This is a genomic window from Rhodoferax sp. OV413, assembly GCF_900104385.1.
In the GTDB taxonomy this organism is placed as follows: Bacteria; Pseudomonadota; Gammaproteobacteria; order Burkholderiales; family Burkholderiaceae_C; genus Rhodoferax_B.
On sequence record NZ_FNJA01000002.1, the window covers coordinates 62,755 to 86,311 of the forward strand.

At 64.9% G+C, this 23,557-nt stretch carries 21 protein-coding genes; 13 read left to right on the forward strand and 8 right to left on the reverse strand.

All coding sequences use genetic code 11. The features are described 5' to 3' along the window. Position 1 precedes the first annotated feature (1 nt). The 4 genes from BLT66_RS07730 to BLT66_RS07745 all read left to right on the forward strand — a co-directional run bounded on the left by BLT66_RS07730 (position 2) and on the right by BLT66_RS07745 (position 3,712). Positions 2–880, forward strand: coding sequence for an ABC transporter permease (locus BLT66_RS07730; RefSeq protein WP_092757117.1), 879 nt, complete (start codon positions 2–4; stop codon positions 878–880). Next, a complete protein-coding gene (locus tag BLT66_RS07735) occupies positions 877–1,593 on the forward strand; it encodes a GntR family transcriptional regulator (protein ID WP_369821594.1) in 717 nt (238 codons plus the stop codon). Before BLT66_RS07730 ends, BLT66_RS07735 begins: the two co-directional genes overlap by 4 nt. A gap of 172 nt (positions 1,594–1,765) precedes the next feature. Continuing rightward, positions 1,766–2,497 carry an aspartate/glutamate racemase family protein gene (locus BLT66_RS07740; RefSeq protein WP_092757119.1) on the forward strand — a complete coding sequence of 244 codons (732 nt, stop codon included), beginning with the start codon at positions 1,766–1,768 and terminating at the stop codon, positions 2,495–2,497. Between the two features lie 69 nt (positions 2,498–2,566). Beyond that, positions 2,567–3,712, forward strand: a complete 1,146-nt coding sequence (locus BLT66_RS07745) for an AI-2E family transporter (RefSeq protein WP_092757120.1) — start codon at positions 2,567–2,569, stop codon at positions 3,710–3,712. 54 nt (positions 3,713–3,766) lie between these two features. On the opposite strand, the gene BLT66_RS07750 is transcribed toward BLT66_RS07745, so the two are convergent. Beyond that, positions 3,767–4,735 carry a recombination-associated protein RdgC gene (locus tag BLT66_RS07750; protein WP_092757121.1) on the reverse strand — a complete coding sequence of 323 codons (969 nt, stop codon included), beginning with the start codon at positions 4,733–4,735 and terminating at the stop codon, positions 3,767–3,769. A gap of 183 nt (positions 4,736–4,918) precedes the next feature. Between BLT66_RS07750 and BLT66_RS07755 the strand changes: the two genes are divergently transcribed. Further along, a complete protein-coding gene (locus BLT66_RS07755) occupies positions 4,919–5,416 on the forward strand; it encodes a Spy/CpxP family protein refolding chaperone (protein WP_092757122.1) in 498 nt (165 codons plus the stop codon). A gap of 14 nt (positions 5,417–5,430) precedes the next feature. On the opposite strand, the gene BLT66_RS07760 is transcribed toward BLT66_RS07755, so the two are convergent. The 7 genes from BLT66_RS07760 to BLT66_RS07785 all read right to left on the reverse strand — a co-directional run bounded on the left by BLT66_RS07760 (position 5,431) and on the right by BLT66_RS07785 (position 15,369). Further along, positions 5,431–5,802 (reverse strand): glutaredoxin, encoded by a 372-nt coding sequence (locus BLT66_RS07760; RefSeq protein WP_092757123.1) that lies wholly within the window; start codon positions 5,800–5,802, stop codon positions 5,431–5,433. Positions 5,803–6,218: 416 nt separating this feature from the next. Continuing rightward, positions 6,219–8,867 (reverse strand): sensor domain-containing protein, encoded by a 2,649-nt coding sequence (locus tag BLT66_RS07765; RefSeq protein WP_092757124.1) that lies wholly within the window; start codon positions 8,865–8,867, stop codon positions 6,219–6,221. 90 nt (positions 8,868–8,957) lie between these two features. After that, positions 8,958–11,930, reverse strand: coding sequence for a sensor domain-containing protein (locus BLT66_RS07770; RefSeq protein WP_143029165.1), 2,973 nt, complete (start codon positions 11,928–11,930; stop codon positions 8,958–8,960). Positions 11,931–12,095: 165 nt separating this feature from the next. After that, entirely contained in the window at positions 12,096–12,890 is a 795-nt protein-coding gene (locus tag BLT66_RS26750) for a siderophore-interacting protein (protein WP_176955009.1), read from the reverse strand. Between the two features lie 3 nt (positions 12,891–12,893). Beyond that, complete coding sequence (locus BLT66_RS26755; protein ID WP_176955010.1) at positions 12,894–13,415, reverse strand: PadR family transcriptional regulator; 522 nt, start codon at positions 13,413–13,415, stop codon at positions 12,894–12,896. A 185-nt stretch (positions 13,416–13,600) separates the two neighbouring features. Next, positions 13,601–14,218 (reverse strand): 3'-5' exonuclease, encoded by a 618-nt coding sequence (locus BLT66_RS07780; protein WP_092757125.1) that lies wholly within the window; start codon positions 14,216–14,218, stop codon positions 13,601–13,603. Positions 14,219–14,223: 5 nt separating this feature from the next. Further along, positions 14,224–15,369: an ATP-binding protein gene (locus BLT66_RS07785; protein WP_092757126.1), complete on the reverse strand. Its 1,146-nt coding sequence runs from the start codon at positions 15,367–15,369 to the stop codon at positions 14,224–14,226. Positions 15,370–15,829: 460 nt separating this feature from the next. On the opposite strand from BLT66_RS07785, the gene BLT66_RS07795 reads away from it, so the two are divergent. From BLT66_RS07795 to BLT66_RS07830, 8 genes are all read left to right on the forward strand, one after another. Beyond that, positions 15,830–17,077: an ABC transporter substrate-binding protein gene (locus BLT66_RS07795; protein WP_092757128.1), complete on the forward strand. Its 1,248-nt coding sequence runs from the start codon at positions 15,830–15,832 to the stop codon at positions 17,075–17,077. A gap of 67 nt (positions 17,078–17,144) precedes the next feature. Further along, on the forward strand, positions 17,145–18,032 hold the full coding sequence (locus BLT66_RS07800) for a carbohydrate ABC transporter permease (protein WP_255406828.1): 888 nt from the start codon (positions 17,145–17,147) through the stop codon (positions 18,030–18,032). Next, a complete protein-coding gene (locus tag BLT66_RS07805) occupies positions 18,016–18,951 on the forward strand; it encodes a carbohydrate ABC transporter permease (protein WP_092757130.1) in 936 nt (311 codons plus the stop codon). The genes BLT66_RS07800 and BLT66_RS07805 overlap by 17 nt, the downstream gene beginning before the upstream one ends. Positions 18,952–18,957: 6 nt before the next feature. Next, positions 18,958–20,058, forward strand: a complete 1,101-nt coding sequence (locus BLT66_RS07810; protein WP_092757131.1) for an ABC transporter ATP-binding protein — start codon at positions 18,958–18,960, stop codon at positions 20,056–20,058. Between the two features lie 41 nt (positions 20,059–20,099). Then, a complete protein-coding gene (locus BLT66_RS07815; RefSeq protein WP_092757132.1) occupies positions 20,100–21,176 on the forward strand; it encodes a Gfo/Idh/MocA family protein in 1,077 nt (358 codons plus the stop codon). Next, the gene (locus BLT66_RS07820; RefSeq protein ID WP_092757133.1) at positions 21,176–22,021 is read left to right on the forward strand and encodes a sugar phosphate isomerase/epimerase family protein; all 846 of its coding nucleotides are present in this window, start codon (positions 21,176–21,178) and stop codon (positions 22,019–22,021) included. The genes BLT66_RS07815 and BLT66_RS07820 overlap by 1 nt, the downstream gene beginning before the upstream one ends. Further along, entirely contained in the window at positions 22,018–22,845 is an 828-nt protein-coding gene (locus tag BLT66_RS07825; protein WP_092757134.1) for an alpha/beta fold hydrolase, read from the forward strand. Before BLT66_RS07820 ends, BLT66_RS07825 begins: the two co-directional genes overlap by 4 nt. Next, complete coding sequence (locus tag BLT66_RS07830) at positions 22,842–23,555, forward strand: ribulose-phosphate 3-epimerase (RefSeq protein WP_092757135.1); 714 nt, start codon at positions 22,842–22,844, stop codon at positions 23,553–23,555. Before BLT66_RS07825 ends, BLT66_RS07830 begins: the two co-directional genes overlap by 4 nt. The last annotated feature ends 2 nt before the right edge of the window (positions 23,556–23,557 follow it).

The following is a 23,557-nucleotide window of genomic DNA, read 5'->3' on the forward strand; positions in this document are numbered from 1 at the left end:
AATGTCTGAAAAACGCGCTCCCGGCTTCCTGCCCCTGGCCATCGTCTTCGCCCTGTTCGTGCTGTTCATGTACGGGCCGATGCTCGTCATCTTCATCCTCAGCTTCCAAGGCCCAGAAGGCGGCCTGACCTTTCCGCTGCGCGGGGTCTCGTTGCACTGGTTCTACAAGCTCGCCGAAGGCCTGGGCGTGGTGGACATTGGCGCGGCACTGCGCCGATCGCTGGCCCTGGGCCTGGCGGTGATGGCCTGCACCGTGGTGTTCTCGGTGCTCGCTGGCCTGGCCTTCCGCAAGAAGCTGGCGGGCGGCAATACGCTGTTTTTCATCGTCATCGCCAGCCTGATCATGCCGTCCATCATCGTCTCGCTGGGCATAGGACTGGAGTTCCGTTTGCTCGATGGCGGCATCAAATGGGCGCTTGAATTCCTGGGCATGCAAGACACCTTGGACGGCTACGGCACCGCGCTCGGTCTGTTCACCTCGGCCCTGGGAGCGCACCTGACCTGGACCCTGCCCTTCGGCCTGCTGATCATGTTTGCCATCTTCAACCGCTTCAACCCGGCCTATGAAGAAGCCGCGCGCGACCTGGGTGCCACGCCCTGGCAGAGCTTCCGGCATGTGGTGTTGCCGTTGATCGCGCCCTCGGTGGTCGGCATCGGCATGTTCGGCTTCACGCTCAGCTGGGACGAAATCGCCCGCACCTCGCAGGCGATTGGCGACGTCAACACCTTGCCGCTAGAGCTGCAAGGCCTGACCACCACCGTCACCACGCCGTCGATCTACGCGGTCGGCACGGTGACCACCGTGGTGTCCTTCATCGTGATGGGCATTACCTTGCTACTCGTAAAATTCTTGGGACGCAAACAAAAAGGCCGTTCATAGTGTCCACCGCTCCCGTTCCCGCGCTCAGCGATACCGAGATTTACGAGCGCATCGTCTCCGCCATCCTGGACCACCGGCTGCAGCCCGGCACCAAGCTGGTCGAAGACAAGCTGGGCGCGGCCTTTGGCGTATCGCGCACCCGCATCCGGCCGGTGCTGGTGCGCCTGGCGAATGAGCAAATCGTGACCATGACGCCGAACCGCGGCGCCTGGGTGGCCCAGCCCACCGCGCAGGAAGCCCGTGAAGTCTTTGAAGCCCGCCGCCTGGTCGAACCACCGCTGTTGGAGCGTTTCATGGCCGTGGCCACGGCAGAAGACATCGCCGCCCTGGCCCGCTTTATTACCGAAGAAGAAGGCGCGCGGGCCAGCGGCGACACGCGGCATGCGATCCGCATGTCGGGCGACTTCCACCTGGCGATTGCCGAGCGCGCCGGCCAGCAAACCCTGGGCCGCATTCTGCGCGAGCTGGTATCGCGTACCTCGCTGATCCTGATGACCTGGGGCCCGGTAGCCTTGTCGGCCTCCAGCGCCCGGGCCGGCGCCTGCGGCTGCCTGGAACACCGCGCGGTGCTGGACGCGATCCGCCTGCGCGACGTGGAAGCCGCCACCCGGCTGATGCGCGAGCACCTGAGCCACCTCGAAGCCCAGCTGCAGTTCGAACCCGCTGCCGCCACCAGCCCGGACCTGGTCGAACTGTTCGGCCAGGTCGCTTAAAAAATGTGGCACACCCCCAGGCTTGCCCACTGCGTGTGGCAGCGCCAACCCCCTTGCAGGGGGCCATACCAGCAGCCCGGCGGAGCCGGTTCTGCGGTATGTTGCGCTCAACTCAGCTTGTCTATTTGCATAGTGCGGCATCCAACATCGTTTGACTTTTAGCCGTCGTTTTATGCGCCACTTATTGGTCATCAACCCCAACACCAGCGACAGCGTAACCGCGCTGTTGCGCACCCACATGCTGCAGGCCAGCGCGCCCGATGTGGCGGTGCACACCACCACCGCCCGCTTTGGCGCACGCTACATTTCCAGCGAGGCCAGCTACGCCATCGCTGCCCATGCCACGCTGGACGCCTGGGCCGCCTGGCAGGCCGAAGGCGGCCCCGCGCCCGACGCAGTGCTGATCGGCTGCTTTGGCGACCCCGGCCTGTTGGCGCTGCGCGAATGCAGCCCGGCGCCCGTGACCGGCCTGGCCGAAGCCGCATTTTTCGAAGCCGCCCAGCATGGTCGGTTTGCCGTGGTTACTGGCGGCGCGGCCTGGAAGCCCATGCTGCAGCGCCTGGCGCAGAGCCTGGGCTATGCCGACAGCTTGGTGCATATCCACACCGTGGAAGCCACCGGCGCCGAGCTGGCCGCCGACCCGGTGGCGGCCCTGGCCCTGCTGGCCACTGCCTGCCGCACGGTGGCCGAGCAGTACGACGTGCAAGCCGTGATCCTCGGCGGTGCCGGCCTGGCCGGCATGGCTGCGCAGCTGCAAAGCCAGGTGCCTGTGCCGGTGATCGACAGCGTGCTGGCCGGCATCCGCCAGGCCCAGGCGGCCCCGGCAGCGGGCGCCGGCCCGGCCGCGTTGGACGGCGCCTGGACCGGCCTGTCGCCCGAGCTGATGGCGTTGGCGACCCGCTAAAGCGTCCCGGGGCGCGCTTGCCGATACCATGGGCGTATCGCACACCTCTGCGCTTACGGCGCCGCTTCCATGACCTCTTCCTCTCCCCTGCCGCCGGTTTCTTCCGGCACCCCCGCCGCGCAGCCGCAGCCCTGGTCACAGCTGGAGAACAAAACCTTCTTCCTGCTGCTGGCGGGCGTGACTCTGGCGTTTGGCTGGATTCTGTGGCCGTTCTACGGCGCGGTCTTCTGGGGCGTGGTGATGGCCATCTTGTTTGCGCCGCTGTTCCGCTGGCTGCTGAAGCCGCTGAAGCAACGCCGCACACTGGCCGCGCTGTGCACGCTGCTGGTAATCCTGGTCATCGTGATTTTGCCGATGTCCTTGATCGCCGCCATGCTGGTCAAGGAGGGCAACGGCCTATACCTGCGCATGCAGTCGGGCGAGCTGAACTTCGGCGCCTACTTCGGCAAGATCGTGGCGGCCCTGCCCCACTGGGTGTCCAACCTGCTGGACCGCTTCGGCCTGGGCAATCTGGGCGATCTGCAGGAAAAGCTCAGCAGCGTACTGGCCGAGGCCAGCCAGACCCTGGCCACCCAGGCATTCAGCATCGGGCAGAACACCCTGGACTTCGTGGTCAGCTTTTTCATCATGCTGTACCTGATGTTCTTTCTGCTGCGGGACGGCGCCAGCCTGCTGCGCCGCATGCGCGACGCGATTCCGCTGGACAGCGAAACCAAGCGCCAGCTGTTCGGCAAATTCACTACCGTGGTCCGTGCCACCGTCAAGGGCAATGTGCTGGTAGCCGTGGTGCAGGGCCTGCTGGGCGGCCTGGCGTTCTGGTTCCTGGGCATCCACGCGGCCGTGCTGTGGGCGGTGCTGATGGCCTTTCTGTCGCTACTGCCGGCCGTGGGCGCGGGCCTGATCTGGCTGCCGGTGGCGATCTACTTTCTGGTCACTGGCGCGGTATGGCAGGGTGTAGCCCTGGTCGCCTACGGCGTGCTGGTGATCGGCCTGGTCGACAACGTGCTGCGCCCGGTGCTGGTCGGCAAGGACATCAAGATGCCCGACTACCTGGTGCTGATTTCCACACTGGGCGGCATGGCGATTTTTGGCCTGAACGGCTTTGTCATCGGCCCGGTGATCGCCGCCATGTTCATGGCCGTGTGGGACATTTTTGCCGGCAAGCTGGCGGTCACGGCAGCCGCCAAATCTGCCCTGCCGCCACGGCAGCCTTAGTATCTTTTTATAGCGCTCTGCGCAGGTACTACCTGCGCTAGAGCCCTATTTGGCTTAAAACGGCGATTCGGCCAGGTTCACCGCTTGCAGCGGCTGCGCCGGCGCGGCATCGGGCGTGGTGCCGGCCTCGCTGAGCGCCATTTCGCCGCCCAGGGCCAGCAGCAGGTCGGGGATCATCTGGCGCATTTCGCCGGTGGAGATGGCGGCATCGGCGTCGAAGCCGTCTTCCTTCTCTTGCGAGGTGCCGTCGAACACGCCGTCCAAAAAGGTGACCTTCTTGATCTGCAGGCCTTCGGTCAGCATGAAGGACACGCGGTCGTCCCAGGTCATGGCCAGCTTGGTCGGCAGCTTGCCGTCGGCCACGTGCTGGCGCACTTCGTCGATGTCCAGCGCATGGCGCGCGTACTTGACCACCGATTTGGATTCGTCGGCGGCCTTGAGCTCGCATTCGCGGTCGATCGTGAAGCCAGCCGGCGGCTCCTGGGTGGTCAGCCAGTTGGCCATGGCGGTAGCGGGCGAAATCGCGGTGTTGATCTGCAGCACGCCAAAGCCATCGATGGCCTTGACCAGGGCAGTAATCACTTCGTCGGCCCGGCCCTGGCTGCCGGCGTCGATCACCAGCACCTGGGCGGCCGGGTCTATCCACACCAGCACCGCGCCGCGCTTGGTGAAGGCCATGGGCAGCAGCGACAGCTTCACGTCTTCGCTGATTTCCTTGCGCTCTTTCTTGCCGGGCTTGCGGCCGGTGGTGGCCTCGATCTGCGCCAGGCGTTCTTCGGCCTTGCGCTTGATGACCGAGCTGGGCACGGCCTTGCTTTCGAACATCAGTTTCAGGATCAGCTGGCCGCCGATAGATTCCAGCAGCGGGCCGTTGGCCACATTGCGCGGCTCGGTCCAGCCCATGGACATTTCCTGGCTGGCGCCGCACTCGGCAAAGCGCTCTTTGTCCAGCGCGGCTTCGATTTTGACCAGGTCGGCGGTCCAGCCCGGAGCGATGCGGTAGACCATCACATTTTTGAACACAGGGATCCTTTTTCGCGTTATCTCAAGATGGGCTTATTGTCGCCGCTGGGGGGAACGGCCAACTTTACAAATGCTTATTGGCGGGTTATGGAGGGGATACACCTGGCGTCCACACTTGCTTTCAACCTGCAGCCAATCTCGGTTACAGGCGAGTTACTCTCGATTTATAGCAAGGAGATTCTTATGGCATCCGTACGTACATCCATCCAAGGTTTGGTCGTTGCTGGCCTGCTGGCCGGCCTGGGCCAGGCGGCCATGGCCCAAAGCCCGGCGGCTCCCCCGCCACCACCCGCAGAGCGCATGGCCAAGCACGACCCGGCCAAGATGCAGGCGCATATGCTCAAGCGTCAGGCTGAGCTGAAGGCAAAGCTCAAGATCACCGCCGCCCAGGAAGCCGCCTGGACCACCTTCACCGCCAGCATGCAGCCGCCGGCGCACGGCCCGCGGCCCGACCGCGCCGAATTCAGCAAGCTCAGCACCCCGGAACGCATCGACAAGATGCGTGCCCAGCGCGCCGAGCGCGATGCCGAAATGGACAAACGTGGTGACGCTACCAAGGCCTTTTACGCCGTGCTGAGCCCCGAGCAGCAAAAGGTGTTTGACGCGAATGCCATGCCACACGGTGGTCCTGGTGGTCCTGGCGGCCACGGCGGACCGGAAGACCGCCCCCACAAGGGTTAATGCAGGTTTGAAACCTAGGCGCTGGCCAGCATCTTGGCCAGCGCGCCGCTCTGGACCAGGCGCTCCAGATCGGTAAAACCGCCCACCAGCGTGCCCCGCACGAACACCATGGGAAAGGTGGGCCAGCCGGTCCACATCTTCAGCGCTCCACGCGGCCGCCACTGGCTCAGATAGCTGCCGTACTCCAGGTAGTGGTGGGCGATACCCGCCGCCTCCAGCGCCTTGCAGGCCTTTTTAGGCCATGGGTTGATGCCCATCCCCACCACCACCACCGCATGGGCTGCCACCGCAGCCTGCACCTCTTGCACGATGGCCTGCTGTTGGGTGGCGACTTTTTCGCGGATAGCCGGGTGGATACGGGCTTCTTCCAGGATGGAACGGGGCATGGGCAGTCCTTGCAACAAACTTCCAGCATAGCCCAGACCATGGACCGCTTCTAAAGCTAACAAGCCTGTGGATAGTTCTGGCATAAGCCATGGCTTATCCACAGGATGGCGGCTTGGGCCAAAGTTGTTCATATTTGCGGTACACCACGGAAGCACGGCCGCACACAGTGCTTGACCTTGGCTAAGTGCCTGGCAGGGTTCAAGAAAACCGGCTTATCCACAGTAGAGGGCCAGGCTTACTACTACTACTATTTATTAATAGAAGTATTAGAAGAAGAGTTAATAAAACTTCCGTGCAGAAGCCAACGCCATGGGGCACATCCATACTTTCAGGGAGATTGCTACAGAAAATGTAGCTGCTCGCGCAGGTAATACCTGCGCCAGAGGCCGATTTCGTTTGAATTTGGAGGCGGCTGTCAGCCGCTGATAGCCGCCGGCAGTGACAAAAACTGCACCAGCTGCTCGGCTGGAATGGGCCGACCGAACAGATAGCCCTGGTAGGCCGCACAGCCGTGCTGGGCCAGGAAGGCCCGCTGCTCGTCGTTTTCCACACCTTCGGCAATCACGTTCAGGCCCAGGCTCTGGCCCAGGCCGATGATGGTGCGGGCGATGACCGCGTCGTTCGGGTCGGTCAGCACGTCGCGTACGAAGGATTGGTCGATCTTCAGCTGGTCCAGCGGCAGGCGCTTGAGGTAGGACAGCGACGAATAGCCGGTGCCGAAGTCGTCCAGCGAGAAGCTGACACCAAAGGCCTGCAGCGCCTCCATCTTGTGGATGATCAGCTCGATATCGTCGGCTAGCAGGCTTTCGGTCAGCTCCAATTTGAGCTGGCTGGGCTTGGCGCCGGTCAAGGCCAGGGTTTCCTTGATCTGCTGCACAAAGCCCGGGTGCTTGAACTGGCGCACGCTGACGTTGACCGCCATGGTCAGGTGCTGGGTGGCGCTGTGGTCTTGCCAGGTGGCCAGCAGCGAACAGGCCTGCAGCAGCACCTGGCGGCCGAGTTCCAGGATCAGCCCGGTTTCCTCGGCCAGCGGGATGAAGGCCGCGGGCGAGACCATGCCGCGCTGTGGATGTTTCCAGCGGGCCAGGGCTTCGACGCCGGTCAGCGCGGTCTGGGCGTTGTGCTGGGTCTGGTAGACCAGGAACAGCTCGTCCTGCTCCAGCGCTAGCCGCAGATCGGCCTCCAGAGCCGCCTTGTCGGTCACCGCGGCCTGCAGCTGGGGGTCGAAGAAGCCCACGGTATTGCGCCCCGCAGCCTTGGCCTGGTACATGGCGATGTCGGCCTGCTTGAGCAGCTCGCCCACGGTGTTGAGGCCGCCGCCGAACGGCGCGATGCCAATGCTGGAGGTGCTCTGGTGCTCGTGGCCCTCGAGCTTGTACGGGCTGCCCAGCGCGGCCAGTATTTTCTCGCCCACGCGCTTGGCCTGTTCGGCCACGCTGTGCGGGTTGTCGCCCAGCTCTTCCAGCATCACCACGAACTCGTCGCCACCGAGCCGGGCCACGGTGTCCATGCTGCGCACGGCGTGGCTCAGGCGCTGGGCCACTTGCTGCAGCAGCATGTCGCCCTTGTCGTGGCCCAGGGTGTCGTTCAGGGTTTTGAAATGGTCGAGGTCGATGAACAGCAGCGCCCCGCCCTGGCCGCTGCGGGCGCTGGTGGCCAGCGCATGCTGCAGCCGGTCCAGCAGCAGCTGGCGGTTCGGCAGCTGGGTCAATGGGTCGTAGAAAGCCAGCTTCTGGATTTCTCGCTCGGCGGCCTTGCGTTGGGTGATGTCGGTGCTCAGGGCCAGGATGGAATGCGGCTGCTGCTCGGCGTCGGTGATCAGCGTCCAGCGGACCTCGACTTCGACCTGGCGGTTGTCCTTGCGGTAGATGGACAGCTCGCCGCGCCATTCGCCGGTTTCCAGCACCGATTGCAGGGCCTGGGCCACGGCGGGCGGATTGCGGTACACATGCTCGAGCATGGAGCGGCCAATCACTTCCTCGGCAGTCCAGCCGTACAGCTGCTCGGCGCTTTTGTTCATGTACAGCACCCGCTGGTCCATACCGCGCACCACGATCGCGTCCTGGGCCTTGTCCAGCAGGGTCGCCTGCTGGTGGATGCGGGCGTCGGATGCACGCTTGCTCTCCTGGGCGCGCAAGTGGTCGATGCCGAAGGCAATGTCGCCCGCCAGCCGCTGCAGCAAGGGTATTTCGTCCGAGCCTATGTCGACCGTGTCGTTGGCGTACAGGTAGAACAGGCCGAAGGCGCGCTCGCTGTTGCGCAGCGGCAGGCTGGCCACGCCGCGCAGGTTGTCGACCCAGGGTTCCTTCAGCCAGCTCTGGAAGATGGCTTCGGCGCGGATGTCCGGCACGATCACCATTTCGCCCGAGCGCAGGGCCCGCCCGGCCGGCCCCTGGCCGTAGGGCGAATCGGCCGACCAGGACATGGGCCAGAGGGTGAAATGCTCGGCAATCGCGCCCGCGTGGGCGACGATCAGGATGTTTTTTTCGGCGTCGTCCTGCGCAAAGCCGACCCAGGCCATGCGGTAGCCGCCGATGTCTACGGCGATCTGGCAGATCTCGTGCAGCAGGGTCAGCTCGGAGGTGGCGCGCACCAGGGCTTCGTTGCAGGCCGTGACCATGGAATGGGCCCGGCTCAGGCGCGCCAGGTCTTTTTCGGTGCGCAGGTGCTGGGTGACGTCGTGGGCCTGCACCAGGCGGGCACGCTGGCCGTTGAACAGCAGGCTGTCGGTGGATATTTCTACATCGATCTCGCGGCCGTCCTTGGTGCGGTGGCGGCTGGGCTGGGCGTGCAGGGCTTCGTCGCTTGCAGTGATGTCGGCCTGCACCTGCTGCAGGTCCATGCCCAGGAATTCGGCCTGCGTATAGCCGTAGCGGGCGACTGCGGCCTGGTTGACCGCCAGGATGCGGTGGCTATGCCAGTCGGTGACCCAGATGGGCAGCGGGTTGCTGTCGAACAGCGTGCGGTACTGTTGCTCGGACACCCGCAGAGCCTGCAGCTGCGCGGCCTCGGAGGGCGGCGGCTGCGGAGTATTAGGGCTAGCGCTGGGCGACGTCTCTGCCATATTCCGTTTCTACTTCCGTCTGGGCTGTCTGAGGGTAGGAGCGAGCCCGCATGTTCTCACGGAAAAGCCGGCATTGCTGCAGGCTACGGGCTAGACGGTAGCCAAGGTGTCCATGAACGGCGCCAGCTGCTCGGCCGGCATGGGGCGGCCAAACAGGTAGCCCTGGTAGGCCTGGCAGCCGTGGCGGGCCAGGAAGTCGCGCTGCTCGGCGGTTTCCACCCCTTCGGCGATCACGTTCAGGCCCAGGCTCTGGGCCAGGCCGATGATGGTGCGGGCGATCACCGCGTCGTTCGGGTCGGTCAGCACGTCGCGCACGAAAGACTGGTCGATCTTCAGTTGGTCCAGCGGCAGGCGCTTGAGGTAGGACAGCGACGAATAACCGGTGCCGAAGTCGTCGAGCGAAAAGCCCACGCCGTGGATTTGTAGGGCTTCCATCTTGCGGATGATTTGCTCGATATCGTCGGCCAGCAGGCTTTCGGTCAGCTCCAGCTTGAGCTGCAGCGGGCTGGCGCCGGTCTGGGCCAGGGTGTCCACCACCTGCTGCACGAAGTCCGGGTGCTTGAACTGGCGCGAACTGACGTTGACGGCCATGGTCAGGTGCTGGGTCTCTGCCGATTCGCCCCAGCGGGCCAGCTGGGTGCAGGCCTGCACCAGCACCTGGTGGCCAAGCTCCAGGATCAGGCCGGTTTCTTCGGCCAGCGGAATGAAGGCGGCCGGCGACACCAGGCCGCGCTGCGGATGGCGCCAGCGCACCAAGGCCTCTACGCCGGTCATGCGGCCCTGCGCGTTGTGCTGGGTCTGGTAGTGCAGGAACAGCTCGCCCAGAGCTACAGCCAGGCGCAGATCGGCCTCTAGCGCGGCGCGGGCGGTGACCTCGGCCTGCAGCTGCGGATCGAAGAAGCCCAGGGTATTGCGCCCTGCGCCCTTGGCCTGGTACATGGCGATGTCGGCCTGCTTGAGCAGCTCGCTCACGGTCTCGGGCTGGCGGCAGAACGGCGCGATGCCGATGCTGGAGGTGCTGAGGTGTTCCTTGCCGTCCAGCTGGTAGGGCGCGCTCAGCGCCGCCAATATTTTTTCGCCGATGTTCTTGGCGCAGGTGCCGGCGGCCTGCGGGTTCGGGCCCAGGTCTTCCAGCATCACGACGAACTCGTCGCCGCCGAGCCGGGCTACGGTGTCGGCGCCGCGCACGCAGGCGCTGAGGCGCAGAGCCACCTGTTGCAGCAGCAGATCGCCCTTGTCGTGGCCCAGGGTGTCGTTCAAGGTTTTGAAGTTGTCCAGGTCGATGAACAGCAGCGCCCCGCCCTGGCCGCTGCGCGCGCTGCTGGCCAGCGCATGCTGTAGCCGGTCCATCAGCAACTGGCGGTTCGGCAGCTGGGTCAAAGGGTCGTAGAAGGCCAGCTTTTGCACTTCGCGTTCAGCGGCCTTGCGCTGGGTGATGTCGGTGTTCACCGCCATGATGGAATATGGCTGGTTGTCGGCGTCGCGCACCAGGGTCCAGCGGGCCTCGACCACCATGCTGTTGCCGTCCTGGCGGTTCTGGGTGATCTCGCCATTCCATTCGCCATGCGCCAGCACGGCCTGGGTGGCAGCGGCGTAGGCCGCGGGGTTGTCGGTGTACACGTCGTCGACCATGGAGCGGCCCAGCACTTCGGCCGCGCTCCAGCCGTACAGGCGCTCGGCGCTTTTGTTCCAGAACAGCACGCGGTGGTCGATGCTGCGCACCACGATGGCGTCCTGGGCCTTGTCCAGCAGCGAGGCCTGGTGGTGGATGTGGGCGTCGGCCACGCGCTGGGCCGCCTGGGCCCGCAAATGGTCTATGCCAAAAGCAATGTCGTTGGCCAGTTGTTGCAGCAAGGCGACTTCGTCGGAGCCGATCTCCAGGGTTTCGTTGGCCGCCAGGTAAAACAGGCCGAAGCAGCGGCTGGCATTGCGCAGTGGCAGGCAGGCGACGCTGCGCTGGCCTTGGATCGGGTTCAGCGCCAGAAAGCGCTCGAACGCCGGGTCGGTGCGGATGTCGGGCACGATGACCGCTTCGCCGGAGCGCACCGCCCGCCCGGCCGGGCCCTGGCCATAGGGCGAGTCGACCGACCAGGACAGGGGCCAGGCCTTGGCGATCAGGGGCATGGCGCCGGCCGACGCGACCTGCAGGATGGATTGGCCCGCATCGTCCTGCGCAAAGCCGACCCAGGCCAGGCGGTAGCCGCCGATCTCCACCGTCATGCGGCAGATATCGTCGAGCAAGGCCGGTTCGCTGGTGGCGCGTATCAAAGCCTCGTTGCAGGCGCTCAGCATGCGCTGGGCCCGGCTCAGGCGGGCCAGGTCGCGCTCGGCGCGCAGCCGCTGGGTGACATCGTGGACCATCACCAGGCGCGCGGTTTCGCCGTTGAACTGGATGCTGCGGGTTGACATTTCCACATCGATCACGCTGCCGTCTTTGGTCAGGTGGCGGCGCGGCAGGGCGCGCAGGTTGTCGTCTTGCGCGGCGGCCTCGGCCAGCGGGTCGGGGCTGTCCGGCTGCACCGCGCAGCTGGTCAGCGCCAGAAATTCGTCCTGGGTGTAGCCGTAGTGGGCGATGGCGGCGGCGTTGACTGCCAGGATGCGCCGGCTGTGCTGCTCGCGCACCCACATCGGCTGGGGGTTGTTGTCAAACAGCTGGCGGTATTGCTGCTCGGAAGCCTGAAGCTGCAGCAAACGCTGTACCTGCGCGGCCAGGCTGGCCAGCGCGGCGGTCTGGGCCGGGTCGAGCTGGCGGGGCTGCGCGTCCATCACCCACAGCACGGCGACGCAGCCCTGGCCGGCGTCGTAGACCGGCGCAGCCGCGCAGAAGCGGATGCTGTCGCCGTCCAGCGGACCCAGAATTTGGGCCTGCGGCGAGGTGGTGATTTGCGCGCTCAGCGCCTGCAGCATGCCCAGGTTCAACGCGTCTGTGCCCACCTGCGCGGCAAGGCGGTGCTGACCGCCTTCTACCAGCGTCAAGGCCGCCAGCGGGCTGCGGCAAAGCTGCGCCGCCAGCTGGGTCAGCTGCTCAAAAGGGGGGACTGTGCGGGCGTCGTTGGTGGGCATGAGAGTGGCTGCAGCCGCCCATTGCAGAGGGGGCCGTCGCTAAGGGGTATCCAGTGGTGCAGGCGAAAGTCTGCATCGGATCGTAAGCGAAAGTAAAGTTGCCGCGCGCTCCCACCCTTTTCGGCCGCTGGTGCGGCCCCGCATTCGGCTCCACTCAGACTGGTGTCAGCCCTCTATCGATTCGTGGCTGTCGGCGCTGCCCAGGCGCCAGTAGCCGGCGGCCTTGATCCACTGCGAGGGCTGGCCGCGCTCTACCAGCAGGCTGCGCGCCGCCTTGGCGGCGGTTGATTCGCAGGCCACCCAGGCGAAGACGTCGCCGGCGGGCAGCGCCAGCGTCTGCAGTTTTTCGAGCAGCTGGCTGCCGTGGGTGCGGCCCTGGCGGTGGGCCCAGACCACGGTCAGATCGGCGGCGGTGGTGAACTGCAGCTCGTCGTCCGGCCCGTCCACCTCGGCCAGCACCACCACTGGAGCGCCGGCGGGCAGCTCCAGCAGGCGCCGGCTGATGGCGGGCAGCGCGGTGTCGTCGCCGACCAGCAGGTGGCCGTCAAAGTCCACCGGGATCAGCAGCGAGCCGCGCGGGCCGGCCACGCCTATGCGCTGGCCTACCTGGGCCTGCAGTGCCCAGGCGGTGGCCGGGCCGGCGTCGTGCAGCGCGAAGTCGATGTCCAGCGTCAGCGCCTGGGCGTCATAGTTCAGCGGCGTGTAGTCGCGCATGGTCGGGCGTGGGCCGTCTTCGCTGGGGCGCACCAGTTCACCGGTGGCCGGGTCGGGAAAAATCAGTTTCACGTGGTCGCCGAAGCCGGGGCTGTGGAAGCCCTGCAGGTCGGCCCCGCCCAGCGTGATGCGCAGCATGTGGGCGCTGGTTTTCTGGATGCGCACGACGTCGAGCACGCGAAAACGCAGCTCGTGGCGTACGCGTTGCATCGCGCGGTCGGGGGTGGTGGCGGAGGTTGTCGTCATAGGTCAGATCCGTTCAATACTTTGGGTGGTTTGGTCCAGCAATTGGGCAAATGCATGGGCTTGTTCATCGCTGAGTGGGGAGGCCAGCCGCATGCGTACGGCCATTTTGAAATTCTCGATCGCGCGGACCACCTGCGGTGGGCGGCCCGGGCTGCCTGCGCCGGCGTCTTGCATGCGCGCCAGCATGGCGTCGGCCGCGGCGCGGTTGTCGGCCAGAAAAGCCTGGCCGGTGTCGGTGATGGTGTAGAGCTTGCGCCCGCCGCCGCTCTCGTCCATGGTGGTGTAGCCCAGCTCTTCCAGCAGAGTCAATGTGGGGTAGATCACACCCGGGCTGGGGCTGTAGCTGCCGCCCAGGCGGTCGCCGATTTCCTTGATCAACTCGTAGCCGTGGCGTGGTTTGTCGGCAATCAGCTGCAGCAGCACCAGGCGCAGGCCGCCATGGCCAAACACCCGCCCGCCGCCACCGCTGCCGTGGCGACCACCGCCGCGGCCGCCGCGTTCCATGCCTTCTTCAAAATGTCGCATAGTCTTCTCGATATCATTTAGATGTCATTACGATATATCTAAATTAAATCGAAAGTAAGTCTAAAACAAAATAACCCTGCAGCGTCCTGGGGACATTGCAGGGTTATTTACTTGGAAAATACTATGCTTTTTGTAGCTGCTTACGCCAGTGGAATATGCGCTAGAGGCCGATTTGGCTTGAAAAATCAGGCTGCAATCGAGCGGTGTTGGGCCAGCAGCTTGCCAACCGTGGCCTTGCTGCAGCGCTGCAAGTCCATCAGCAGCGCGCTGTGCGGTGCCGCCACGCCCCAGCGCTGGCGCAGGTCGTGCTGGATCTGGCCCAGCAGATGGGCAGCCATTTCGGCATCGGCCAGGGCTCGGTGGGCCTGGCCGGTGCGTGGCAGGCGGTGGTAGTCGACCAGCGAGCCCAGTTTGTGGTTCGGTGCCTGCGGGTACAGGCGGCGCGCCAACAACAGGGTGCACACAAACGGCTGGGCCGCGGGCAGGGCTATGCGTGCCAGCTCGGCCTGCCAGAACTTGCGGTCGAAGGCGGCGTTGTGCGCTACCAGAGGCGTGTCGCCGACAAAGCGGCTGGCCTCGCCCATCACCTGGGCGGCAGTCGGTGCGTCGGCCAACATGGCGTTGGTGATGCCGGTCAGCTGGGTGATGAAGCTGGGGATGCGCACGCCGGCGTTCATCAGGCTCTGGTAGCGGTCCACCACCCTGCCCTGCTCCAGCATCACGATGGCGACCTCGGTGGCGCGGTCGCCCTGGCCAGGCGAGATGCCGGTGGTTTCGAAGTCGATGACGGCTAATCGGGTCATGCGTCCTACCCTGGCAACACCGCCCACAGCGGCACGGCTTCCACGCCATCGGCCATGCGGTACCGGTGCTGGCCCGGATACACCACGTAGAGCGCGTCCAGCTTCAGGTCGCGCTGGGCGATGCGCATCGACAGGGTGACTTTGGGCGCGTCGGCGCGCTGGAATTCCACGCCGATGCGCTGCGTACCTTTCAGCATCAGCAGATCCAGCCGGGCGCCCGCGTGGGTGGCCCAGTACCAGGCGCTGTCGGGCCGGGCGATGCGCAGCACCTGCTCCAGTGCAAAACCTTCCCAGCTGGCGCCGCATATGGGGTGCGCCAGCAGCTGCGGCAGGCTGTGCACGCCCATCAGCGCGTGCAACAGGCCGGAGTCGCGCAGGTACAGCTTGGGGGCTTTGACCTGGCGCTTGCCCAGGTCCTCGTACCAGGGCGCGAGCTGGCGCACCATGAAGGTCTGCGTCAGGTGGTCCAGGTAGCGGCGCACCGTGGTTTCGCTGATGCCCAGTGAGCGCGCCAGCGGTGCGGAGTTCCAGGTCTGGCCATGGGTATGGGCCAGCATCTGCCAGAAGCGCAGCATTTGCGGCGCGGGCACGTTCATGCCCAGCTGCGGCAGGTCGCTGTACAAAAAGCGCTGCATGGCGGCATCGCGCCAGGTGGCGCTCACGCTGTCGGAGGCTTCCAGGAAAGCATCGGGAAAACCACCGCGCAGCCAGAGCCGGTTGGCGGCATCGCTGTCGGCGCCCACCTCGTCGAGGTTGAAGCCGGTGACTTCCAGCGTGACCGCGCGGCCCAGCAGCGACTCGGTCTTGTGCATGGCGCTGGGGCTGGCGCTGCCCAGCAGCAGGTACTGGCCTTTGCGGTGGATGTGGCTGGGCCGGTCTATCAGTACGCGCAGCACTTCGTTCAGCTCGGGCATGTGCTGCACCTCGTCGATCACCACCAGGCCATCCAGATGCTCCAGCGCGGCCATGGGTTCAGCCAGGCGGCGGCGCGAAGCCGCATTTTCCAGGTCGAAGTAGTTCGGCGATTCGGTCGAAATGAAGTCCCGCGCCAAGGTGGTTTTGCCCACCTGCCGGGGCCCCACCAGCTCCACCGCACGGAAGGATTTGAGCAGCTGGCGTAGGCGGTTTTGGAGGTCGGAACGGTTAACCATGGGCGCGCGATTGTAGATTCAGTTTTTGCGCAATCTGAATCTGGCATACAGGATATTCAAGTAAATGTTTGCATACTGCTTGAAAATCGAATTGATCATATTGGAATTTCTAGGTATTTGAATTCCCGGCTTTCTGTAGATGACCGTGGTTTTCATGGCCACTGGTACCGTCCACAACCGTTTGCGCTGCGCCCGCAAGCGCATGGCGGACAGCCGTTGCAGGTCTAGGCCCTGCCGGCCTCTGACCTCTGGATCGTGCGCGACGACCACCAATGTGCAAAGACCGGCATTCCGGGCCTGGCGGCGGTGCACTGAGGGCCTTCAAAGCGACTCCGGGTTTTTACTGACCCCAAAACTAGAGCTCCTACAATATATTTGCTTTGCAAACAAACAAATCAAAGGCGCGTCCAATTGGCTTGTCTGTAGCACCTCTAAAACCTCAAAAACAGGAGACAACGCAATGAATTGGCGTGTAATGAAAACGGCTGCCGCAGCAGCCTTGGCACTGGGCTGCGCTACCGCCGGTGCGCAGACAGTCGAAGTGATGCACTGGTGGACTTCGGGCGGCGAAGGTGCGGCCGTGGGCGTGCTGAAGAAGGATCTGGAGACGCGCGGCGTCAAATGGGTGGACATGGCGGTAGCTGGCGGCGGTGGCGAAGCCGCCATGACCGCCCTGCGCGCCCGTGCCGTGGCCGGCAACCCACCCACTGCCGCCCAACTGCTGGGCATGGCGGTGACCGACTGGGGCAACGAAGGCTTTCTGGGCGACCTGAACGATGTGGCTACCAAAGAAGGCTGGGACAAGGTCGTGCCGCCCGCGCTGCAGCGCTTTGCCAAGTTCGACGGCAAATGGGTGGCCGTGCCGGTGAACATCCACCGCCCGCACTGGCTGTGGATGAACGCCAAGATCTTCAACGACAACGGCCTGAAGCCGCCAACCACCTGGGACGAATTCAATGCCGTGGCCGACAAGCTCAAGGCCAAGGGCATCACCCCGGTGGCCATGGGCGGCCAGCCCTGGCAGGAAGCCACGGCCTGGGAAGGCATCGTGCTCGGTATGGGCGGACCTGACTTCTACCGCAAAGCCGTGATCGAGGCCGACCCGGCCTCGCTGAAATCGGCCACCATGGTCAAGGTCTTCGACCAGATGCGCAAGATCCGCGGCTATGTGGACCGCAACTTTGCGGGCCGCGACTGGAACCTGGCGACCTCCATGGTCATCAAGGGCGAAGCCGGCATGCAGCTGATGGGCGACTGGGCCAAGGGCGAGGTGATCAGCGCCAAGCTCACGCCAGGCAAGGAAATCCTGTGCGCGGTAGCGCCCGGCACCCAGGGCTCTTATCTGTTCAACACCGACTTCTTCGCCATGTTCAAGGTGGGCGCAGACCGCCGGCCGGCCCAACTGACCATGGCCTCGGCGGTGATGAATCCGTCGTTCCAGGAGGCATTTAATCTGGCCAAGGGCTCGATTCCGGCGCGCAGCGATGTCTCCGGCGACAAGTTCGATGAATGCGGCAAGAAGTCCATCGCCGATCTGAAGACCGCCACCGCCGCCAGCCATGTGTACGGCTCGTTGGCGCACGGCCATGCCCAGCCGGCCGCCATCCAGCGCGCCTATCTGGACGTGATCACCAAGCACTTCAACTCCGACATGGGCTCCAAGGCGGCGACCGAGGCCCTGGCCCAGGCCGTGCTGGCCGCCAAGTAACTGGTAACGCTCCGCCAAGCCAGCCTGCGGGCCGGCTTGGTGGCCCATACCACCCACATCCCACGCCATGCCAATCGTTTCACGGTGGTTCAACCACCATATGTCCAAGCTGGCGCTCGCGCCCAGCCTGATCCTCATCACCGTGGGTGTGTACGGCTTCATCGCCTTCACCACCGTGCTGTCGTTCACCGGCTCGAAGATGCTGCCCAGCCTGTCGAGCTTTGTCGGTCTGCTGCAGTACCAGCGGCTGTGGGCCACGCCGCGCTGGTCGGTGGCGGTGGAAAACTTCGCCGTCTTCAGCCTTTTGTACATCGGCCTGACCACCGTGATCGGGCTGGGCCTGGCCATTCTGCTGGACCAGAAAGTCCGCGCCGAAGGCCTGCTGCGCTCCATTTACCTGTACCCGATGTCGATCTCCTTCATCGTCACCGGTGTGGCCTGGCAATGGCTGATGGCGCCGGACCTGGGGTTGGAGAAAGCCTTCCACACCTGGGGCTGGACCTCGTTCCGCTTTGACTGGATCAAGGACGACCAGATGGCTATCTACTGCGTTGTGATCGCCGGCGTCTGGCAGGCGGCGGGTTTCGTCATGGCCTTGTTCCTGGCCGCCTTGCGCGGCATCAACAGTGAAATCATTTCTGCGGCGCGCATCGACGGGGCGGGCGGCTTCCAGATCTACCGCCATGTGGTGATTCCCGCGCTGCGCCCGGCCATGCTGACGGCACTGGTGCTGCAGGCCCACCTGGCCATCAAGTCCTACGACCTGGTGATTGCCCTGACACGCGGCGGCCCCGGCTATTCCACCGAGCTGCCCTCCACCTTCATGTACGGCTTCACCTTTACCCGCAACGAAATGGCGCTGGGTTCGGCCAGCGCGGTGGTGATGCTGTGCACGCTGGCGGCCGTCATCGTCCCCTATCTCTATTCCGAGCTCAAAAATGAACAGCGCCACTGAGTCCCGCAGGGCCATTGCCCTGTCGTCGGTCGAGAGCCGGCCGTTCTTCTTCACCGCCCGTCTGGGCCGCATCGCGCTGTATGCGGTACTCGTGCTGGCAGCGCTGGCCTTTCTGGTGCCGCTGCTGGCCATGGTGTTCACCTCGCTGAAAAGCATGCCCGAAATCACCGGCCTGCCGCCCTACCAGAGCAGCACCATCCTCAGCCCGCCGCAGTCGCCCTCGCTGGATGCCTGGGGCCTGGCCTGGTCCAGCGCCTGTATCGCGGTCAGCTGCGAAGGGCTGAAGGGCTACTTCTGGAACTCGCTGGTGCTGTGCTTCTTCAGCGTGCTGATCTCGGTCAGCCTGGGCGCCATCAACGGCTATGCGCTGACCAAGTGGCGCTTCAAGCACGACAACCTGGTGTTCGCGCTGTTCCTGTTCAGTTGCTTCGTGCCGTTCCAGATCGTGCTGATCCCGGTGGCGCGGATACTGGGCCTGGTGGGACTGTCGGGCACCATGACCGGCCTGGTGGCAGTGCATGTGCTGTACGGCATTGCGTTCACCACTTTGTTCTTCCGCAACTTCTACGTGGCGATACCGGACGAGCTGGTCAAGGCCGCGCGCATCGACGGCGCGGGCTTCTGGGCGATCTTCTTCTTTGTGATTGTGCCGATCTCGGGGCCGATCGCTGTGGTGTCGGTGATCTGGCAGTTCACTTCGATCTGGAACGACTTTCTGTTCGGCGCCTCGTTCTCCGGCCCCGATTCGCGCCCGCTGATGGTCGCCCTGAACAACCTCGTCAACACCAGCACCGGCACCAAGGCCTACAACGTGGACATGGCCGCCGCCATGATCGCCGCGCTGCCGACCATGCTGGTCTACATCGCCGCTGGCAAATTTTTCGTGCGCGGCCTGATGGCCGGTGCGGTGAAAGGATAAATACCCATGACCTCCCTGAAGATAGACAACCTTACCAAGCAGTTCGGCAACGTCAACATCCTGTCCAGCATCAATATTTCCATTGATGACGGCGACTTTCTGGTGCTGGTCGGGCCGTCCGGCTGCGGCAAGTCCACCCTGCTCAACATCGTGGCGGGCCTGGAGCCGCTGAGCGGCGGCAGCATCACCGTCGATGGCCGTTCGATCCAAAACCTGGAGCCCAAGGAGCGGGATATCGCCATGGTGTTCCAGTCGTACGCGCTGTACCCGTCGATGACGGTCGAGAAGAACATGGCCTTCCCTCTGCGCATGCGCGGCAAGTCGCCGCAGGAACAGACCGCCAAGGTGGCGGAAGTGGCTGAGCTGCTGCAGATCGGCCACCTGCTGAACCGCAAGCCCCAGCAGCTGTCCGGTGGCCAGCGCCAGCGTGTGGCCATGGGCCGGGCCCTGGTGCGCGACCCGAAGATTTTTTTGTTCGATGAACCCTTGTCGAACCTGGACGCCAAGCTGCGCGTAGACATGCGCACCGAGATCAAGCGCCTGCACCAGCGCGTCAAGAAGACCACCATCTACGTGACCCACGACCAGGTGGAAGCCATGACCATGGCCACCCGGATTGCGGTGATGAAGGACGGCAAGGTCCAGCAGTTCGGCACGCCGTCGGACATCTACGACCAGCCGGCCAATACCTTCGTCGCCACCTTCATGGGTTCTCCGTCGATGAATCTGCTGCCGGCCACGGCCCAGCCCAGCGGCGGCGCGCTGCAGCTGCAGATCGATGGCACGGATATCGTGGTGCCGTTGCCGGCCAAGTCCGGCACGGCGGCCCCGGTGCAGGCCGGCCAGAGCCTGTTGTTTGGCCTGCGGCCCGAATGGTTCTTGCGCAGCGATAGCCTGCCGGACAGCCACTTCGGCCTGCGCGCTGCCGTAGATGTGCTGGAGCCTACCGGCCCCGACCTGTATGCCGCGCTGCGCATTGGCCCGCACGAAGTAATGGCCCGTCTCTCGGCCGATGCGCCGGTGGCCGTGGGTGCCGCCGTGGACTTCGGCGTCGACCTGGGCAAAGCCCTGGTTTTTGACCGTGACAGCGGCGTGCGCGTGCACTGAAGCAACGACTACCTTTTCATCCAACCTCTGCCCTCCCATTTATGCCCAAAAAAGAAGACCACCGCCTGCGCATCGGCGTCCTCGGCTGCGGCCCTATCGCCCAAGCCGCCCATTTCGAAAGCTGCACCAAGGCCCGTAATGCCGACCTGTACGCCATCTGCGACGTGGCCGACGACCTGCGCGAACGCATGGCCTGGACCCACAAGCCCGAGAAGAGCTATGGCGACTATGACGCCATGCTGGCCGACCCCGACCTGGACGCCGTCATCATCGCCACCAACGATGCCTTCCACGTGCCGGCATCGCTGAAGGCGCTGGCCGCGGGCAAGCATGTGCTTTCCGAAAAACCCCTGGGCGTCAGCGTCGAAGAAGTCGTGGCGCTGAAGCAGGCGGTGCAGCAAAGCGGCAAGTTCTTGCAGGTCGGCCACATGAAGCGCTTCGACGCGGGCCTGCAGGCGGCCAAGGATTTCATCGACAAGGACATGGGCCAGATGCTGGCCCTCAAAGCCTGGTACTGCGACAACACCCACCGCTATGCGATGACTGATGCGGTACAGCCGCTGATGGTGACCAGCGCCGCGCGCAAAAAGCCGGCCGTAGACCCCAAGGCCGATATGCGCCGCTACCTGATGCTGGCCCACGGCTGCCATCTGATCGACACCGCGCGCTACCTGGGCGGCGAGATCGTGTCCGTGCAGGCGCGCCTGTCCGAGCGCTTCGGTGCCCGCTGCTGGTTTGTGGACACCGAATTCTCCAATGGCACGCTGGGCCACCTGGACCTGACGGTGGCCGTGCGCATGGACTGGCACGAGGGCTTCCAGATCTATGGCGAGAACGGCAGCGTGCTGGCCAAGACCTACAACCCCTGGTACTACAAGAGCAGCGACGTGGAGATCTTCCACGAGAAAGACGCCACCACCCGCCGCCCGCTGGGCGCGGACGGCCACTTCTACCGCCGCCAGGTCGAAGCTTTTGCCGATGTGGTCCTGCACAACGCGCCTATGACCGGCGCGAATGTGGACGACGGCATTGCCTCGGTACGCGCCATGGTGGCCATCGCCCGCAGCGCCGAAAGTGGCAAACCCGTGGCCCTGGCCGATGTGGAAGGTGGCCTGTAATGCGCCTGGGCATCTTCTCCAAAACCTTTGACGGCAAAACGCCGGACAGTGTGCTGCAGGCCGTGGCCCAAGCCGGCTTTAGCGCGGCGCAGTACAACATGGCTTGCTCGGGCCTGGCGGCCATGCCCGAGCACATCACGCCTGACACCGCGCAGGCCGTGGCCCATGCGGCGAGTGACAGCGGCATTGAAATCACCGCCGTATCCGGCACCTACAACATGGTGCACCCCGACCTGCGTGTGCGCGAAGCCGGCCACGCGCGGCTGGAAGCATTGGCCCAGGCCTGCGCCGGCATGGGCACCCAGCTGATCACGCTGTGCACCGGCACCCGCGATGCGGAAGACCAGTGGCGTGAACACCCCGACAACACCACGCCCGCAGCCTGGCGCGACCTGCTGCAGTCCATGGAAACTGCGATTGCGATTGCCGACAAATACCAGGTCTACCTGGGCATAGAGCCCGAGCTGGCCAACGTGGTGAATTCGGCCCAGCGCGCGCGCCAGCTGATCGACGAACTGGGCAGCCTGCGCCTGCGCATCGTGCTGGACCCGGCCAATCTGTTCGAGGTAGCCACACTGCAAGAGCAACGCAACACGGTCGCCCAGTCTATCGACCTGCTGGCCGACCGCATCGCCATGGGCCACGCCAAAGACCGCCACGCCGATGGCCGCTTTGCTACTGCGGGCCAGGGCGTGCTGGACTACCCGCACTACCTGGCGCAGCTCAAAGCCGCGGGCTTTGACGGGCCTTTGATCACCCATGGTCTGGCAGCCGCTGAAGCCCCGGGCGTGGCACGCTTTCTGCGCAGCAACTGCGACGCGGTGGGCATACAGGTGCAGCCATGAAATTCGACCGCCTGGAACGGCGCAGGCTGCAGCGCTCCGGCCTGCCGCTGGCCTTTTTCGATGCGCAACAGGGCAGGATACCGGTGGTGTTCCAACACGGCCTGTGCGGCAGTGCGCAGCAGACCGCCGAAGCCTTCCCCGACGACGCCGAGCTGCGCTTGCTGAGCTTGGAATGCCGCGGCCACGGCCAATCGCCCACCGGCCCGGTGGAAGCGCTGTCGATCGCTCAGTTCAGCGACGATGTGATTGCGCTGATCGAATCAGAAAAGCTGGAGCGGGTTGTGCTGGGCGGCATCTCCATGGGTGCGGCCATCGCGCTGCGCATTGCGGTGAAGCGGCCCGAACTGGTGGGCGCGCTGGTGCTCGTGCGCCCCGCTTGGGTCACCGAATCGGCGCCCGCCAATATGCAGCCCAATGCCGAGGTGGGTACGCTGCTGGCCCAGTTCAGCCCTGAGCGCGCCCGGGAATGCTTTGAGCAAAGTGCCACGGCCAAAAAATTGGCGGCCAGCGCCCCGGACAACCTGGCCACGCTGCGCGGCTTCTTCAACCGCCAACCGCAAGCCGACACCTCCGCGCTGCTGCGGCGCATATCTGCCGACGGCCCGGGCGTAGGCCCGGACGATGTGCGCGCCATCCGCGTGCCAGCCCTGGTGCTCGGCCACGAGGGCGACGCCATCCACCCGCTGGCGCATGCGCGCAGCCTGGCACAGCTGCTGCCTCGGGCACAACTGGGCACCATCACCCCCAAATCCGTCAGCCGCGAGGCTTACGTCCACGACCTGCACGCCGCGCTGCGGCAATTCATCCAAAGTCTTCCATCATGAGCACCACCGTAAGCACACATCTTCCTACCTGGTTCACCCAGCTGCCCACCGACCGCCTGATCGCCGAGTTCTCCGTCTGGTCGGCCGACCTGCTGCGCATAGGGCACGACCTGGACCGCATCCAGCCCTATGCCGACCTGTTGCACATCGACGTGGCCGATGGGCATTTCGCACCCGCGTTCCTGTTCTTCCCTGATCTGCTGGCCCGCGTCTGCGCTGCCAGCCCGGTGCCAGCCCACGTGCACCTGATGGTGTCGGACGAGATACTGGCTGCGCAGATCGACCAGTTTGCCGATGCGGGCGCCAAGGTCATCACCGTCCATGCCGAATGCGCCAGCGTGGCTACCGGCGCGCTGGACCACATCAAGCGCCGTGGCCTGCTGGCCGGGCTGGTGCTGAAGGTGGAAACACCGGTCGCCGTGCTGGCGCCCTACCTGAAAGACATCCATTTCCTGACTCTGCTGGGCACGTCCATAGGCGTCAAGGGCAAAGGCCTGCATGACGACGCGCTGGACCGGCTGCAGGAGGCCCGCGCCCTGGTGCGCGATGCCCAGCTGGACCACCGCATCATCGTGGTGGCCGACGGCGGCATCCGCCATGAAACCGTACCCAAGCTGCGCGCGGCGGGTGCCGAGGCCGTAGTGCTGGGTTCGCTGGCCTTTGGCGACGCCGATCTGGCCGCCCGCATGGAATGGCTGGCCGCGCAATGAAG

Excerpts from the sequence above, each read along its gene's own strand:
- BLT66_RS26750 (WP_176955009.1), bottom strand. The coding sequence starts at position 12,890 with ATGACGACAACCTCCGCCACCACCCCCGACCGCGCGATGCAACGCGTA.
- BLT66_RS07825 (WP_092757134.1), top strand. The coding sequence starts at position 22,018 with ATGAAATTCGACCGCCTGGAACGGCGCAGGCTGCAGCGCTCCGGCCTG.
- BLT66_RS07780 (WP_092757125.1), bottom strand. The coding sequence starts at position 14,218 with ATGACCCGATTAGCCGTCATCGACTTCGAAACCACCGGCATCTCGCCT.
- BLT66_RS07745 (WP_092757120.1), top strand. The coding sequence starts at position 2,567 with ATGACCTCTTCCTCTCCCCTGCCGCCGGTTTCTTCCGGCACCCCCGCC.
- BLT66_RS07830 (WP_092757135.1), top strand. The coding sequence starts at position 22,842 with ATGAGCACCACCGTAAGCACACATCTTCCTACCTGGTTCACCCAGCTG.
- BLT66_RS07785 (WP_092757126.1), bottom strand. The coding sequence starts at position 15,369 with ATGGTTAACCGTTCCGACCTCCAAAACCGCCTACGCCAGCTGCTCAAA.
- BLT66_RS07740 (WP_092757119.1), top strand. The coding sequence starts at position 1,766 with ATGCGCCACTTATTGGTCATCAACCCCAACACCAGCGACAGCGTAACC.
- BLT66_RS07810 (WP_092757131.1), top strand. The coding sequence starts at position 18,958 with ATGACCTCCCTGAAGATAGACAACCTTACCAAGCAGTTCGGCAACGTC.
- BLT66_RS07820 (WP_092757133.1), top strand. The coding sequence starts at position 21,176 with ATGCGCCTGGGCATCTTCTCCAAAACCTTTGACGGCAAAACGCCGGAC.
- BLT66_RS26755 (WP_176955010.1), bottom strand. The coding sequence starts at position 13,415 with ATGCGACATTTTGAAGAAGGCATGGAACGCGGCGGCCGCGGCGGTGGT.
- BLT66_RS07755 (WP_092757122.1), top strand. The coding sequence starts at position 4,919 with ATGGCATCCGTACGTACATCCATCCAAGGTTTGGTCGTTGCTGGCCTG.
- BLT66_RS07815 (WP_092757132.1), top strand. The coding sequence starts at position 20,100 with ATGCCCAAAAAAGAAGACCACCGCCTGCGCATCGGCGTCCTCGGCTGC.
- BLT66_RS07730 (WP_092757117.1), top strand. The coding sequence starts at position 2 with ATGTCTGAAAAACGCGCTCCCGGCTTCCTGCCCCTGGCCATCGTCTTC.
- BLT66_RS07800 (WP_255406828.1), top strand. The coding sequence starts at position 17,145 with ATGCCAATCGTTTCACGGTGGTTCAACCACCATATGTCCAAGCTGGCG.
- BLT66_RS07760 (WP_092757123.1), bottom strand. The coding sequence starts at position 5,802 with ATGCCCCGTTCCATCCTGGAAGAAGCCCGTATCCACCCGGCTATCCGC.
- BLT66_RS07795 (WP_092757128.1), top strand. The coding sequence starts at position 15,830 with ATGAATTGGCGTGTAATGAAAACGGCTGCCGCAGCAGCCTTGGCACTG.
- BLT66_RS07765 (WP_092757124.1), bottom strand. The coding sequence starts at position 8,867 with ATGGCAGAGACGTCGCCCAGCGCTAGCCCTAATACTCCGCAGCCGCCG.
- BLT66_RS07805 (WP_092757130.1), top strand. The coding sequence starts at position 18,016 with ATGAACAGCGCCACTGAGTCCCGCAGGGCCATTGCCCTGTCGTCGGTC.
- BLT66_RS07770 (WP_143029165.1), bottom strand. The coding sequence starts at position 11,930 with ATGCCCACCAACGACGCCCGCACAGTCCCCCCTTTTGAGCAGCTGACC.